Raw genomic sequence first — 15,131 nt, 5'->3', positions numbered from 1 at the left:
CTGCCGTCTAAGTTGAGAAGGCAATTCAAAAACAGGAATCATGTAATGACATCTCATGGCTATGCCAGTGGTCGCCTAAACCTACCATTCGTGGGGATTTCGACGTTCGGAAAATCGCCGTATGTCGAGGATTGGGACCAAATCGACGCCGACGTGGCCATCATGGGTGCGCCATTTGATTTCGGCACTCAATGGCGTTCCGGTGCCCGGTTTGGACCTCGTGCCGTGCGCGAAGCGTCGACCCTATTCAGTTTTGGACATGCAGGGGCCTACGACCACGAAGATGACACCACTTACCTGGATGCCTCCGTTCGGATGGTCGACATAGGCGACGCAGATATCATCCACACCAAGACCGATGAAAGCCACGCAAACATCCAGTTCGGTGTCGAAAAGATGCTGAGCGCGGGCGCTCTGCCCGTCACAATCGGCGGAGACCACTCGGTCAACATCCCCTGCATAAACGCCTTCCAGGAGGACTGTAAAAAGAGCGGGCCAATCCACATCGTCCAAATTGACGCACACCTGGATTTCGTGGACGAACGGCACGGTGTAACTGCCGGGCATGGGAACCCAATGCGGCGCGCGATCGAGAAATCTTATGTTTCCGGCATGACCCAATTGGGCATTCGAAACGTATCCTCTACCGCCAAAGAAGGCTACGAAGACGCCCGGGCCCGTGGATCAGACATCCTGTCTGTGCGGCAAGTGCGCAAGCTTGGCACCGAAGGGGTATTGGATCGCATCCCAGAAAGCGCGCGATACTATGTGACTATTGATATAGATGCATTTTGTCCGTCCATTGCGTCCGGCACCGGAACCCCTAGCCACGGCGGGTTTCTTTACTATGACGTGCTGGAAATTTTGCAGGGGTTGGCAAAACGCGGAGACGTGGTCGGCATTGACCTCGTTGAAGTGGCGCCGAATTACGACCCGACAGAAAGTACCCAGATTCTGGCCGCTCAAGTGCTACTGAATTTTATCGGGTTCATCTTTCACGAGCGTGGCAAGAAGAGCTGAACGCCCTTCCTGCCGGATCTATTACGCGCTAATCGTGTTGTGTTCTGGCCCGTACGGGAAGCCGGTGATATTCTCAGCGCCGGTTTCCTCGACCACCAGAATGTCATGCTCGCGATATCCGCCGGCGCCCTTTTGACCTTCCGGAATCCAAAGCATTGGTTCGATAGAAACGACCATACCGGGTTCCAGAACTGTGTCGATGTCTTCGCGCAGTTCCAAACCTGCCTCACGGCCATAGTAATGACTGAGGATACCAAAGGAGTGCCCGTACCCGAACGACCGGTATTGCAGCAGGCCCTCATCGGCAAAGAACCGGTTGATCTCTTCACATATGCCCGAGCAGGTCGCGCCGGGTTTGATCAGGCTCAAACCCAGCTCATGTGCTGCAACGTTGGCCTTCCAGATGCGCAGGCTGTCCGCATCAGGCTCGCCCAGGAACAGGGTGCGTTCCAGAGCGGTGTAATAGCCCGAGATCATCGGGAAAGTGTTCAGAGAAAGGATATCGCCCTTCTCCAGCGCACGTTTGGTGACGGGGTTGTGCGCGCCATCGGTGTTCAGGCCGGATTGGAACCAAACCCATGTGTCGCGATATTCTGCGTCTGGATAGGCACGCGCGATTTCGGCCTCCATCGCGTCGCGCCCGGCCATGGCGATCTCAATCTCGGTCGCACCTTCGCGGATGGCTGCGTGAATGGCCGCGCCCCCCACATCCGCAGTACGCGCGCCGCCTTTGATCAGCTCGATCTCTTCCGCGGATTTCACCATACGCGCGGCCATCGTATCTGGTGCGATATCTATCAGTTCTGGCCCATCCAGCATGTCCAGCGCGGTGTCACGCATGGCCAGTGTAATGTGATCGCCCTCGATACCAATTCGCTTAGCCGAACCAATCAGGCTCGCCACTGCGCGCCAGAAATTGTTCCGCTTCCAGTCGGTATAGATCACGTTCTCTTCAACAGAACGCCGCCACGGCTGCCCCGCGTCGATATTGGCGGACACGGTCGTACAGGCATCCTGTGTTACGACACACCCATACGGGCGGCCAAACGAGCAATACAGAAAACCCGAATAATACGCGATGTTGTGCATCGACGTAAGAAGCACAACGGGGATGTCACGCGCTGCCATCGTCGCACGCAAACTGGCCAGACGGCGGGCATATTCCGCCTTACTGAATGGCAGCGGGGCTTTGTCGCCATTGTGGCTGATGAAAAACTCGGGGCGATTTTGCAAATCAGTCATTTGGTCTCTCCTCAATGCCGGACAGGCATCGCCCGGCCACAAGTCCCGGCGTTCAGGACAAGCGGCCTCGGGAACCGAGAGCCATGCCCCCCGCTTTGCGTCACGACGCCATCGTGACCGAGGTGCATGGTAAAATCGCTAAATCAGCTTTCGAGTCGCGTCAAGCCGGGCTGAGACCCCGCAGACGCTCAGATCGACGGCGTAACAGTTCTACCGTCGTCAGCAACGCGATCGAGATCACGACAAGGATGGTCGCAACCGCAAGAATTGTCGGGCTGATCTGCTCTCGCAAGCCGGTGAACATCTGCCACGGCAGTGTTTTCTGACTGGCTGAGCCAACGAACAACACCACGACAACCTCGTCGAAAGACGTGATGAAGGCGAACAGCCCGCCTGATATCACTCCGGGCAGGATCAGCGGCATCTGAATCTTGAAGAATGTCCGGAGCGGACCGGCCCCCATGTTTGCGGCAGCCCGCGTCAACGATTGATCGAAGCCGACCAGAGTGGCCGTTACGGTAATGATCACGAACGGGATACCCAAGACTGCGTGCGCAAGGATGACCTTGATATAGCCGACAAAGTTCTTATCCATCCCCAGCGTGCCTTCAAGAAAACGCCCGATGTCGCTGTAGAAAAAGAACATTCCGGTGGCCGAGATAATCAGCGGTACGATCATTGGTGAGATCAGAATGCCCATGATAGCCCGCCGACCGGGAACGTGTGACTGGCTGAGCCCAATCGCCGCCAGTGTACCCAGCGTCACCGAGATCACGGTCGCAATCGGCGCGATGATCAGCGAGTTTTTGAAGCTGCGCTGCCATTCGTTGTTGGTGAAGAAATCGCGATAGTGTTTCAGCGAGTACCCCTCGGGGTCCAGCCGCAACATCTCGGGCGTAAAGGTGAAGAAGTCTTGCGCGTTAAAGGATAGCGGCAGCACCACAAGGATCGGCGTGATCAGAAACACGAAGATCGCCCCGCAGATCACCCGGAAGGAGTAGTGCCAGAAGACCTGACCACCAGTCATGTAGGGCAGCAGCTTTTGACGGTACCGCCCCTCGTAAAGCCAAAAGATGAAGAAGGCAAAGAACCACCCCACCATAAGCCCGACGATCAACCCCGTCATTCCGGCAAAGAAAAAGCCGATTGCGCCAATGCCCAGTATTGTGATCCAGCGCGCGATCCGCTCGTTGTCGAGAATTGTGATGTAGAGCCAGGCAAGCCCTGCCATCAAAGCAGCGCCGATCAGAATGCCAAGCAGGACGTTGCCCTGCCCGGCACCGACGAACATGCCGACAAAGCCTCCTGCGATGGCGACAGCTGGTAGGACCACTGACAACGGTTTGCGGGATATGGGAGTAAGTGCAGCCATGTTTTTATCCCAGCTTGACGTTATCAATGCCCACGATCTTGTCGTAGCACCAGTAGAGAAGCAGAACGACCGCAAGCAGGATCGTCCCCAGCGCCGCAGCCAGTCCCCAGTTAAGCGAGGACGAGATGTGGTACGCAATCCGGTTCGAGATGAAGACGCCCTTGGTGCCGCCGACGATCTCGGGCGTGATGTAGTAACCGATGGCCAGAATGAACACGAGGATCGACCCTGCCCCGATACCCGGTATCGATTGCGGGAAGTAGATCCGCCAGAATGTCGTCCAGTTCGTGGCCCCCATAGATTTGGCAGCGCGCGTGTAAGACGGCGGGATCGTCTGCATCACCGAATACATCGGCAGGATCATGAACGGCAGCAGGATATGCGTCATCGCAATGATCGTACCGATTTGGTTGTTGATGATCACAAGCCGCGCGTCATCTGCCACAAGCCCCAGCCAAACCAGCGTGTCATTGATCACCCCCTGTTGTTGCAGCATCACCTTCCACGCCGATGTCCGCACCAGCAAGGATGTCCAGAATGGCAACAAAACCAATATCATAAGCATGTTCGAAACACGCATCGGTAGGTTCGCCAGCAGATAAGAGATCGGATAGGCCAGCAATATGCATGACCCGGTAATGACCAGAGACATGAACAACGTCCGACCGAACAGCTTGATCAAAATCTGCTTATCTTCGGGTTGAGCCTCCGCCCCTTCAGGGGTACGGCGCATGTCGACAGCGTTCAGGAAATAACCGTTGGTGATGGCGGGCGAATGGGTCTTGATGACGGCCCATGTCTTCGGGTCGCCCCAGCCATCATGAATCTCGATCAACTGGTCTTTGAACGGCCCGTCGGTTTCAGGGTCAAGTTTGCCGACCTTACGACCCGAGCGGCGGAACATCGAAGACATTCCGGTTTCTTCGTAGTTCAGACGCGAGCCCAAGCGGGTGTGGGTCTTGCTGTCAACTGCAACCACCATGTCGCGAACAAAGGCATCAAACACAGCCTCATCCGGCAGTTCACCGCTGTTTTCATCCCAGCTTTGCAACGCCTCGACTGTCAGGGGCAGAGTCTCTTGCACGATGCCGTTTTCCACCGACCGAAATAGCATTGAGGCAATCGGAATGATGAAGGAAAACATAACGAACAGGAGCAACGGTGCTATCAGCATAAGGGCTCGTAGCTTTTGTCGTCGCAGCGACCGCGCCAGAGATTGCTTGAGCGGCGTTCCATCAGCGGCCAACATTGGACCGGTGTTTTGGTGGGTGGCGTCAGTCATCAGTGCCCCTTGGGTACTCTTTGGGTCGGGGGCGATGAGCCGCCCCCGACAGTCTCATGAGAGCAAACGCTTATTGCGCGAGCCAGGCCTGGAACTTGGCGTCGATATCGTCGCGGTAGTCTGCCCAGAACTCATAGTTATACAGGAACGTGTTCTTGGCGTTTTCCGGGTCGGTCGGCATATGCGGTGCCATGTCGATACCCAGTTCAGCGTGCTGACCGACCAACGGGGCCGAGGACGCACGTGCAGGACCATACGAAATCCACTTTGCCTGATCGGCCAGGCGCTGTGTGTCGGTCGCGAACATGATGTAGTCCAGCGCGCGTTTCTGACGTTCTTCGCTCAGACCTGCGGGAATGATCCAGCCATCAAGATCGAACACCTGTGCATCCCACAGCATAGCAACGGGCTGCTTCTGCTCTTCGATCACACTGAACAGACGACCATTGTAGGTCGAGCCCATGATGACCTCGCCGTCTGCCAAAAGCTGAGGCGTGTCGGCACCGGCAGACCACCAGACGACGCTGTCCTTGATGGTGTCGAGCTTGGCCAAGGCCTGATCCTGACCTTCCGGTGTGGCCAGAACATCATAGACGTCATCTTTTGCAACGCCGTCGCACAGAAGAGCCCATTCCATGTTGTTGATCGGACGCTTTTCCAGCGAGCGTTTGCCCGGGTAAGCTTCTAGATCGAACACGGCGCAAACATCGGTCGGCGGCGTGTCACCAACCAGATCGGTACGATAGCCGAACGTGGTTGAATAGACGATTTGCGGGATAAAGCAGTCGCTAACCAGCAGGTCGCCGAAATCATCAGCTGCGGATGTCCCATCGGGTGCCGGGGCCAGCATGGTGTCTGGGTCGATCTCCATCGCTAGACCTTCGTCGCACAGACGGATGGCGTCCGCAGCAACCACATCCACAACATCCCAGGTGATGTTGCCCGCTTCATTCATCGCTCGCAGCTTGGCAACCGCTTCGGCCGAGCTGTCATCGTTCAGGATGGTAACGCCTGTCTTTTCAGAATAGGGCTCGTGATACGCTTTGAGCTGCGACTTGGAATAAGCTCCGCCCCACGAGACGATCGTCATCTCTTCGGCCATTGCGCCACCGGCAATAGCGGCAACCGCACTTGCCAATAGAGTGGTTTTAGTAACTTTCATTGTTAACTCCCTGTTATACCCGTTAATTTTAACTTTGAAGACCGGGTCACGGGCAACCCGATCATCTGATTGTCCCACGCGCCCGGGCGGACTGCGCGGGTAGTTTCTTAGTCTCAGGCGTCCAGCGCGCGGCAATCCTGCGCCAGCCAACCGATCTCGACTTCCTGCCCCGGTGAAAGCCTGACCGCGTCCGGAGCATTTCGTGTCTTGATGATGAAATCATCATTGCCCGCGACCGACAGACGGAAGCGGAATACGTCGCCCATGTAAATGAACTCTTTCACGGTCGCCTTCAGTGTGTGCGCATCTGCATGCAGGCGGTCCTTATTGAACTCGACCCGCTCAGGCCGGATCGACACTTTGGTCCGCTCACCAGCCGAATGCACATTGACCGGCTTGGCGTCAATTTCGGATCCATCGTCCAGCGCCACAACACAGGTGTCACCGTCAATAGACTTAACCACACCCTCCAACGTGTTGTTTTCACCGATAAACTGCGCGACAAAGCTGTTTTCTGGCTCTTCGTACAGCAAATCCGGTGGCGCAAGCTGCTGAATGCGTCCGTCATCGAATACCGCCACCCGATCCGACATCGTCAGTGCTTCGGTCTGGTCATGAGTCACGTATACAGTCGTGATCCCCAAATCGTGCGCCAGGCGCGTAATTTCAAACTGCATATGTTCCCGCAGTTGCTTGTCGAGCGCGCCCAGAGGTTCGTCCATGAGAACCAACTCGGGTTCGAAAACAAGCGCACGTGCCAGCGCGATCCGCTGCTGCTGACCGCCCGACAACTGCGCCGGTCGGCGACTACCAAAGGCCCCCATCTGAACCATGTCCAGCGCGCGCCTGACTTTTTCTTCCCGTTCGTCCTTGCCGATTTTTCGCACTTCCAAAGGGAAGGACAGGTTCTCGGCAACCGTCATGTGAGGGAACAAGGCATAGTTCTGAAAAACCATGCCGATGCCGCGCTTGTGTGGAGGAATGTTGTTGATTGGACGCCCGTCCAACATGATCTCGCCATGAGTGGCTGTTTCAAACCCTGCCAGCATCATCAGGCAAGTCGTTTTACCCGAGCCCGAGGGACCAAGCATTGTAAGAAACTCACCCTTAGGCAGGGAAAGGTTGAGGTCTTTTACGACTAGGATTTCACCATCATAGGATTTTTGGACATGCTGAAACTCGACGAACGCTGCGTCATTTGACATTTACCGAATTGTCTCCCCTGTGCGGTCCTTGACTGCCCGGTTCATCCGGATCTCAAGGACCTGTCCGCCCCATTTAAGGACATGCGGGGCGCAGCACGCAACCAAAATATGTCATTCGTGTAACGATTGAGTGTGCCAATGCGTAAATCTCAGTCACAGTTCAACTTGCGCATGTGCCACGCAAGGCTTTGATTGCTGGTCAAGACAGGTTTTTGCAACCGTTCTTCAATTTCATAAATAATATCAAAAGTTCTTAAATTGGTGCAGCTTATGAAAACAGCTTCAACCGATTTTTCCCGTCCAAGCTTCGTCGCTGCATCGATCAGGGACTGCCGGGATATCCTGGCAACCCTGGCCTCTTCAGCTTCGCCGAATGTGCCAAAAACATCCATCAAAATACCGTTTCGCGCAAAGGCCTCGCGGATGGGATCGTTCACTTCTTCAATGTATGGAGACAATAGGGCGAACTTTCCGACACCGAGGTCGTGCGCACAGGCTGCCGCCGCCCGCAATGGGTTCGTGACAATCGCAACATCACAGTTTTTTTGGACCATTCTCTCGACCTGCTCTGACCCAATAACCGAACTGGCAGAAGTACAACCATACCCAACGACCCGGTAAGGCCGGGTTTTGGGCAGTAGGTCTGCAGCAACCGGAAGCGCAGTTTCCATTTCCGCCAAAGTGTCGGTCGTCACCTCTTTGCCGCTGGGAATTCTGGACACGTAAATCGGGCAGGTCCGGTCCGAAAAATACGCGGCGAACTCGGGTTCTAGCGTTTCGTCGGTCTGCAAAACGATCAGCCCCATCGGGGATGCGGTCAGGTCGTCGGCATCAATTGAATAAGCTAGGCGCGTCATATCTCGGGCAACTCCTGACATGCCCGAGGGCTGATAAAGCGCGGTGCCCCATCGGTGATGACAATGTTTTCTTCGTGAACAAGTATCTTTCCACCAACAGCAATCCCTGGTTCGAGGGTCAGAACCATACTGGGTTCCAGCACTGTGTGATCGCCTGGAATCAAAGATGGCCATTCGGTAAGCGACATACCCAAACCATGCCCCAACCGCCCTGCTCCGGTATCGGCATCGTGGCGCGAAAGGACCGAGTTCATTGCCTGAAACAGATCTGCGGCAGTCGCACCCGGACGGGCGATGTCAAATGCGGCGTCCGAGGCCTCAATGAGTGTAGAGTAAGCGCTGCGAACCTGTGCACTGGTCGGGCCGATCGACCAGTTGCGGTTGTAGTCGCTGTAATATCCATCCCAGACCAAACCGGTGTCCAACATCAGAACGTCACCTTGCTGCAACAGCGTATCGGCTGCCGGGGAAATCACGTCCGTGTACCCGCCCTGTTCCGCGCCGCCGGCCAGATAAGGCACCCAGTCCGCGCCCTCCTCGAGACACAACATCTGGAACCGGCGGAAAACTGTATCCAGCCCAACACCCACACCAGCAATTTCGGGAACGCGATGAAATGCGCGCCCGGCAATGGAACAGGCCGTTTCGATTTTGGCGATTTCTGCGGGAGACTTGACCATTCTAAGCGCCCGCACAATTCCCTCATCACCGCACAAATCGCGCTTACCGACCGCCTCCTGCAATTGCCGAAAATCCGCCAACGGCATTCTCACATGCGTTTCATGTCCGTCGGGCAAACCAATTCTGGCGCCAGTTGGAGTGACCTCGAGAAGGGTATCGGCCAAAAGGTTGACGCCATCATCTGTCAGGTCCGGAGCGGCCCAAGTTCGGATGTCGTCTATCCAGGTTTCTGCCATAAGCGCGGCCCCGATCGACGGGATCACTGCGATTGGCTTGCCACTGGCAGGTACGATCAAAAACCACGGGCGTGTCGGGCTTTCCCAGAAACGGGTCAAGTAGCCGGTGAAATATCGGATTTCGGGTTCCGTGGTCAGCAACAACGCTGACAGGCCGGCGTCGCGCATCATAATCTGCGCGCGTTCCATGCGCATGGCAAACTCTGACGCGTCAAACCCCCTCATTCAGGGACCTCGGAGAGAATACACAAAACCCGCGCATCCGGGCCAATTCCCAAAGCGGAGCGCACATCGGCAGTCATAACGGCGGCAACGCCTGCCCCTCCGGACGCCGTTGTGGCAATGCCCGCGTTCGCCATAGCCGGCAACGCACGCGCAACCTCGTCATCTCTCAGCGTCAGGAAGCGGTCCGCATCGCGCGCCAACCCGTTCAACGCGATCAACGATGGCTCCTTGCAGTCCAAACGCCCCATGATGCTGTCGGGACCATCCGCAAAGACGCAAGCGCCTGCATCGATACTCGCCTGCAGCGCGGGTGCTGAGTCGGGCTCAACCACGATGATCTGAGGTTCATCCCCCCAGACTTTGCGAGCATAAGCAGCCACTGCTCCGGCCATACCGCCGACACCGGCCTGCAGCATGATATGTGTTGGAGTTTCCGGACATTGCTCGGCAGCTTCGGCGGCCATCTTCAGATAGCCTTCCATCAACGTATGCGGCAGTTCATAGTAGCCGTCCCATGAACTGTCAGACAGCAAGGTCCATCCATTTTCCTGTCCAGCCTGGCTAGCCGCATCCATGCTGGCGGCGTAATCCGCGCCGCTTCGCACAACTTCAGCACATTGAGCCCGAAGGCGATCAGCAAAACTCTCCGGAACAGATTCCGCAATGTAGACGACGGCTTTTGCGCCGAACTTCATTGAGCCCGCCGCGACGCTCAAGCCGTGGTTCCCCGCACTGGCGGTCACGTATGTACGACCGGACAGAGTGGTGTCATTCGGTGCCACGGCCAAATCTGCGGCGTGACGTGCGATAACATAAGCCGCGCCCAACGCCTTGAACGACCCCAGCCCCATCCGACCACGTTCATCCTTGACCCACAGGTCAGCTACCTCAGCCAGTCCGTCGACCTGCACCAAAGGGGTTTCGTCAGAGGGCAAACAACGCGCCATCAACTCCGATGCTCTTGCGACATTGGTCGAAGGAAACGGAGCGCTGTCGATCAACTTGGGACCGCCGCGATAGGGATTGGATGAGATTTTCAATTTGGTGTCTTCCCTGTGATGCCCATTGACGTGAACGTATTCGTCAAGTTCTGTCAACAGAACTCGCCCCAGACAGGAGCCCCAAATGCCCCACGCTGATCCGGCCTTCAGCCGCGCCGAGTACGACCGCAGATTGGCCAAGACGCGCGCTGCCATGTCTACCGCAGGGCTGGACGCCATGTTTGTCGAGGATCCGTCGAACATGGCGTGGCTGACCGGATATGAAGGCTGGTCGTTCTATGTGCACCAAGGGGTTCTGATCCTGCACGACGCCGACCCGATCTGGTGGGGGAGAAATCAAGATGCCAACGGGGCGCGCAGAACGGTTTGGATGTCGGAAGATCGTATCCATGGCTATGCGGACGAATATGTACAATCGACGGTTCGCCACCCGATGCAGGACCTCGCCACACTGATTGCAGAATTAGGTTTGGCAAAAGGCCGTATCGGCGTTGAACTGGACAATTATTACTATACAGCCAAGGCGCATCTGACGCTGCTGGCGGAACTCCCAGGGGCGGAGTTGATCGATGCAAACGCGCTGGTGAATTGGCAGCGCGCAGTAAAATCCGACGAAGAAATCGCCCTGATGCGAAAGGCCGCTCGGATTTCCGAACATGTGATCGATGGTGTTCTGGACCGCATAGAACCGGGCATACGCAAGAATGACCTTGTCGCGCAAATCTATCATGATGCGATCACCGGGGTTGGTAGCGATTGGGGCGATTACGCGGCCATCGTTCCCCTGCTCCCGTCCGGTGCTGACGCTGCCGCCCCACATCTGACATGGGATGGAGCGCCGTTCAAATCGGGTGAATGCACGTTTTTTGAGCTGTCCGGCTGCTATCGCCGGTATCACACACCGTTCTGCCGCTCCGTGTTTCTGGGTGATCCGCCCGATCATCTGTTGCGGGCCGAAGCTGCTTTGGTCGAGGGGCTGGAGGCCGGTCTGGACGCCGCTCGCGCCGGAAATCAGGCACGCGATATTGCTATAGCGCTGGCTGCACCACTGGAGCGGGCCGGTATCGAACGCGGCGCGCGGTGCGGGTATCCGGTTGGCCTCAGCTATCCACCGGACTGGGGTGAACGCACGATTTCCCTACGCCCGGAAGATGAAACAGTTCTGGAGCCCGGCATGACCTTTCACTTCATGCCCGGCCTTTGGATGGACGATTGGGGACTTGAAATCACCGAGTCGATCCTGATCACTGAAACCGGGCCGGCCGAGTGTTTCTGCAATCGCCCCAGAAAGCTGTTCGTTAAGCCATGAGCGTACAAAGATCCAAAGAATTGCTCGCCGACCTAATCGCCTTTGAAACAGTGTCGGCGGACTCGAACCTAGACATGATCAGTTATCTGACCCAACGGCTGGAAGCGCTGGGTGCGCGTTGTATCGAGACCCGTGATGAAACCGGCGCAAAGGCCAATGTGTTTGCCACGTTAGGGCCCGACATGCCGGGCGGCATCCTTTTGTCCGGCCATACGGATGTGGTTCCGGTGACCGATCAGGACTGGACCTCCGACCCCTTTCAGATGACCGAGCGCGACGGCAAGCTCTACGGTCGCGGTACTTGCGACATGAAGGGTTTTATCGCTGCTGCTCTGGCCTTTGGCGAAACGTTAGACACCAGCAAACAAACCCAACCGCTACACTTTGCCTTTACCTATGACGAAGAAGTCGGCTGCCTTGGCGCACAAACCCTCGTCAATGATCTGTCCGAGCGTGGCATAGTCCCGGACATCGCCATCATCGGTGAACCGACCGAGATGAGGGTGATCGAGGGTCACAAGGGCTGCTTTGAATACACGACGCGGTTCACTGGTTTGGAGGGGCACAGCTCGGCCCCCGATGACGGCGTGAATGCTGCGGAGTACGCTGCGCGCTATATCGGAAAGCTGTTGGAGCTGCGCCATATCCTCAAGTCGCGCGCCCCAGCCGAAAGCAGGTTCGAACCGCCCTGGACAACAGTCAATATCGGACGAATCTCAGGCGGCGTTGCGCACAATGTCATCGCAAGCAAGGCAGAGGTCGCGTGGGAGATGCGCCCCGTGCAGGCCAGCGATGCGGACCTCGTCAAAAGTACGCTGGACGACTACGTCGAGCATTTTCTATTGCCCGCGATGCAGGCAGTTCACAACGAGGCGAGCATCACGCAAGAAGCTGTCGCCGAGGTCGAAGGCCTTGAACCCATGGAGGACAACGCGGCCCGTAATCTGGTTGCAGAACTGACGGGCGCAAATGGAACCGGTGTTGTCGCCTTTGCGACCGAAGCCGGGCTTTTCCAAAAACTGGGCGTCCACGCGATAGTGTGCGGACCGGGCTCAATTGCACAGGCGCACAAGGCGGACGAATTTCTGGAAATCGAACAGTTGGACCTGTGCTGCCGAATGCTGAACCGGTTGGGACGCCGCCTGATGGGCTAAGTGGTCCCGTGCGAGCGGTCGTACTTTGATCGATCCGGTTGCACATGAGCGGCGCGTGCGTCTTTGCCGGGGTCATAGACCTCCATCAACAGCGGGTAGCAGGCCGCTACGTCCGAGGAATGCTCCGACGAGCAATCCCCGCCGGGACACGCCGACAGCCCGACAATCAGGTCAATCTCGGCGTAGAACTCAAGGTAATCGCCAGGCCGAACCGGGCTGGCCTTCATGAAGTACTGGCCGGTGTCCCGGGTGAACCCGGTGCACATGAATACGTTCAGCACATCATGCACCAGCATTTCGGCCTCGTGCAGCGGCAAGTCGCAGTGACTTGCCAATGCGCGCGTCAGGTTCGAATGGCAGCAATGGTGATAGTTATCCCCAGAGAGCAGACGCCCCGTATACGGATCACACCGCGTCCCGATCACGTCATGGACCGAGCCGCCGTAGGCATCAAACCCATACCAATCCAACGTATCTGCAACGATAGTCGCCATAGGCCGCATGTTGGGAAAGCTCGACCACATTCGGTCACCGGTCGACAGGTGCGTGCCATGCAGTGCGCGGGTTTTGCCAGAGTAAAACCGCTCAGTCAGGTCGTGTTTGTTCCACATGTTCAGGTCGCCGACCTGCGGGCCATCCACCGAAACCACTCGGACAAAGGCACCTGCCGGAACCTCGATACACGCCGCGTCGCGGGGTGCCGCAGTGGCTTCGGCAGTCTTGGTCGCACCCTCGCGAAGCTTTTGCAAAGCGGCCAGATCGGGCTGCTTCAGTGTATCCGGCGGATAGCAGATAACCGGCGTGATCGTTTTGCGTTCCGACGCGTCTTGCGGTGGCGGGAAGTTTGGTTTTGCAAGTTTCATAAGCGCCTCCCTTCCCGGCCTATAGCCCTGCTTTTGCGTATCTCTAGCGCATTACGAAAGGGTTCGCCATCGGCTCTTGCGCCGTGCTGATCCAGGTCGTCTTGGTTCTGGTGTAATCCAGTATTGCCTCGACCCCGGCCTCGCGACCATATCCGGACTGATTGAACCCGCCAAACGGCGCGATCGGAGAAATCGCACGATAAGTGTTCACCCAGCAGATCCCGGCCCTGATCCGTTTCGACACTCGATGCGCCCGCGCAAGGTTCTGAGTGAAAACTCCGGACCCCAACCCATAAGGCGTATTGTTGGCCAGGGCGACAGCCTCTTCTTCGGTGTCGAATGGCAATAGCGACATCACCGGCCCGAACATTTCAATTTTCAGCGTTTCGGTCTCGGGCGACGTACATTCGACCAGAGTTGGGATCATGTAGTTCCCGGGACGATCGGCAACTTCTCCGCCAAAATGGATTACGGCGCCCTGCCCTTGCGCCTTGCTCAAAGTGTCTTCGATCTTGCGGACCTGCGCCGCCGTGCAAAGCGGTCCGACATGGGTTTCGGCGTGCAAAGGATCACCTAAACGGATGGCACCGGCTTTTTCTGCGATCCGTTCGATAAGCGGCTTCAGGATAGACCGATGCACCAACCCGCGTGTGCCTGCCACGCAACTTTGGCCTGACGCGCCAAAGTTTCCTGCGATCAAGCCATTGGCCGAGCCATCCAAATCGGCATCCTCGAACACGAGGATCGGCGACTTGCCTCCTAGCTCCAGTGACGTGACGGCGAAATTCTCGGCCGAGTTGCGCACCACGTGACGCGCAGTTTCCGGCCCACCGGTAAAGGCGATACGGTCGACATCCGGATGCCGGGTCAGCGGGATGGCGCAGTTCTCAGCGTCCCCGGTGATGACCGACACAACGCCGGGCGGGAACCCGGCCTGTTCGATCAGCTTTGCGAATTCCAGTATCGGAGCTGGCGCGACTTCGGATGCCTTCAACACAACTGAACATCCAGCCGCCAATGACGGACCCAGCTTGGTCGCGGTCAGGAACATCTGGGCGTTCCACGGCACGATCGCAGCGACAACACCAATCGGTTCGCGCGTGGTAAAGACATGCATATCGGGTTTGTCGATGGGTATAACTGTCCCTTCGACCTTGTCGGCCAGCCCGGCAAAATAGCGATAGTAATCTGCGACATAGCCAGTCTGCGCCGCGGTTTCCGCCAACAATTTGCCGCTGTCGGTCGTCTCCAACTCACCCAAACGAGCGGCATTCTCAGCCACCAGATCCGCGAGCCGGTACAGCAGTTTTCCCCGCTGGGTCTGCGTCATATCCCGCCATTCCGGATCGTTCAGAACGCGTTTTGCGGCCGCAATGGCCCGATCGACATCCTGAGGCGCGGCACAGGCGAACGTGGCCCATTCCTGACCCGTCGCCGGGTTTTCGGACATCATGACCTGCGCGTCAGATCCTTCGGTCCACTCACCATCGATGAAAAGCTGAAAATGCGGTAGGTTTCCCAT

At 57.1% G+C, this 15,131-nt stretch carries 13 protein-coding genes; 3 read left to right on the top strand and 10 right to left on the bottom strand.

What is annotated here, in order from left to right:
• Positions 1-45 precede the first annotated feature (45 nt).
• Positions 46-1,020 carry an agmatinase gene (speB, locus tag ACR0MV_RS01315; RefSeq protein ID WP_170425429.1) on the top strand — a complete coding sequence of 325 codons (975 nt, stop codon included), beginning with the start codon at positions 46-48 and terminating at the stop codon, positions 1,018-1,020.
• A 21-nt stretch (positions 1,021-1,041) separates the two neighbouring features.
• On the opposite strand, the gene ACR0MV_RS01310 is transcribed toward speB, so the two are convergent.
• The 8 genes from ACR0MV_RS01310 to ACR0MV_RS01275 form a co-directional block, all read right to left on the bottom strand.
• Positions 1,042-2,262, bottom strand: a complete 1,221-nt coding sequence (locus ACR0MV_RS01310) for an aminopeptidase P family protein (RefSeq protein WP_480700752.1) — start codon at positions 2,260-2,262, stop codon at positions 1,042-1,044.
• Between the two features lie 160 nt (positions 2,263-2,422).
• Positions 2,423-3,634 (bottom strand): ABC transporter permease, encoded by a 1,212-nt coding sequence (locus ACR0MV_RS01305; protein ID WP_480700751.1) that lies wholly within the window; start codon positions 3,632-3,634, stop codon positions 2,423-2,425.
• A gap of 4 nt (positions 3,635-3,638) precedes the next feature.
• A complete protein-coding gene (locus tag ACR0MV_RS01300; protein ID WP_170425437.1) occupies positions 3,639-4,916 on the bottom strand; it encodes an ABC transporter permease in 1,278 nt (425 codons plus the stop codon).
• Positions 4,917-4,986: 70 nt separating this feature from the next.
• Entirely contained in the window at positions 4,987-6,078 is a 1,092-nt protein-coding gene (locus tag ACR0MV_RS01295; protein ID WP_170464009.1) for an extracellular solute-binding protein, read from the bottom strand.
• A gap of 113 nt (positions 6,079-6,191) precedes the next feature.
• Positions 6,192-7,283 (bottom strand): ABC transporter ATP-binding protein, encoded by a 1,092-nt coding sequence (locus ACR0MV_RS01290; RefSeq protein WP_170425443.1) that lies wholly within the window; start codon positions 7,281-7,283, stop codon positions 6,192-6,194.
• A 149-nt stretch (positions 7,284-7,432) separates the two neighbouring features.
• Positions 7,433-8,089 carry a maleate cis-trans isomerase family protein gene (locus tag ACR0MV_RS01285; RefSeq protein ID WP_480700750.1) on the bottom strand — a complete coding sequence of 219 codons (657 nt, stop codon included), beginning with the start codon at positions 8,087-8,089 and terminating at the stop codon, positions 7,433-7,435.
• Positions 8,090-8,136: 47 nt separating this feature from the next.
• Positions 8,137-9,282: a M24 family metallopeptidase gene (locus tag ACR0MV_RS01280; RefSeq protein WP_480700749.1), complete on the bottom strand. Its 1,146-nt coding sequence runs from the start codon at positions 9,280-9,282 to the stop codon at positions 8,137-8,139.
• Positions 9,279-10,322, bottom strand: a complete 1,044-nt coding sequence (locus tag ACR0MV_RS01275; protein ID WP_480701226.1) for a pyridoxal-phosphate dependent enzyme — start codon at positions 10,320-10,322, stop codon at positions 9,279-9,281. The genes ACR0MV_RS01280 and ACR0MV_RS01275 overlap by 4 nt, the downstream gene beginning before the upstream one ends.
• An 85-nt stretch (positions 10,323-10,407) precedes the next feature.
• On the opposite strand from ACR0MV_RS01275, the gene ACR0MV_RS01270 reads away from it, so the two are divergent.
• Positions 10,408-11,592: a M24 family metallopeptidase gene (locus tag ACR0MV_RS01270; RefSeq protein WP_480700748.1), complete on the top strand. Its 1,185-nt coding sequence runs from the start codon at positions 10,408-10,410 to the stop codon at positions 11,590-11,592.
• Positions 11,589-12,746 carry an acetylornithine deacetylase gene (argE, locus tag ACR0MV_RS01265; protein ID WP_480700747.1) on the top strand — a complete coding sequence of 386 codons (1,158 nt, stop codon included), beginning with the start codon at positions 11,589-11,591 and terminating at the stop codon, positions 12,744-12,746. The genes ACR0MV_RS01270 and argE overlap by 4 nt, the downstream gene beginning before the upstream one ends.
• On the opposite strand, the gene ACR0MV_RS01260 is transcribed toward argE, so the two are convergent.
• Together ACR0MV_RS01260 and ACR0MV_RS01255 are read right to left on the bottom strand one after the other, a co-directional pair.
• Positions 12,743-13,609 (bottom strand): urea carboxylase-associated family protein, encoded by an 867-nt coding sequence (locus ACR0MV_RS01260; protein ID WP_480700746.1) that lies wholly within the window; start codon positions 13,607-13,609, stop codon positions 12,743-12,745. The two genes, argE and ACR0MV_RS01260, sit on opposite strands and share 4 nt — an antisense overlap.
• A gap of 43 nt (positions 13,610-13,652) precedes the next feature.
• Positions 13,653-15,131, bottom strand: a complete 1,479-nt coding sequence (locus ACR0MV_RS01255; RefSeq protein WP_480700745.1) for an aldehyde dehydrogenase — start codon at positions 15,129-15,131, stop codon at positions 13,653-13,655.

The sequence above is a fragment of the Ruegeria sp. BC3 genome (assembly GCF_056539265.1).
Note: the sequence above shows the minus strand (reverse complement) of the source record. Positions and strands in the feature narration are given on the sequence as shown.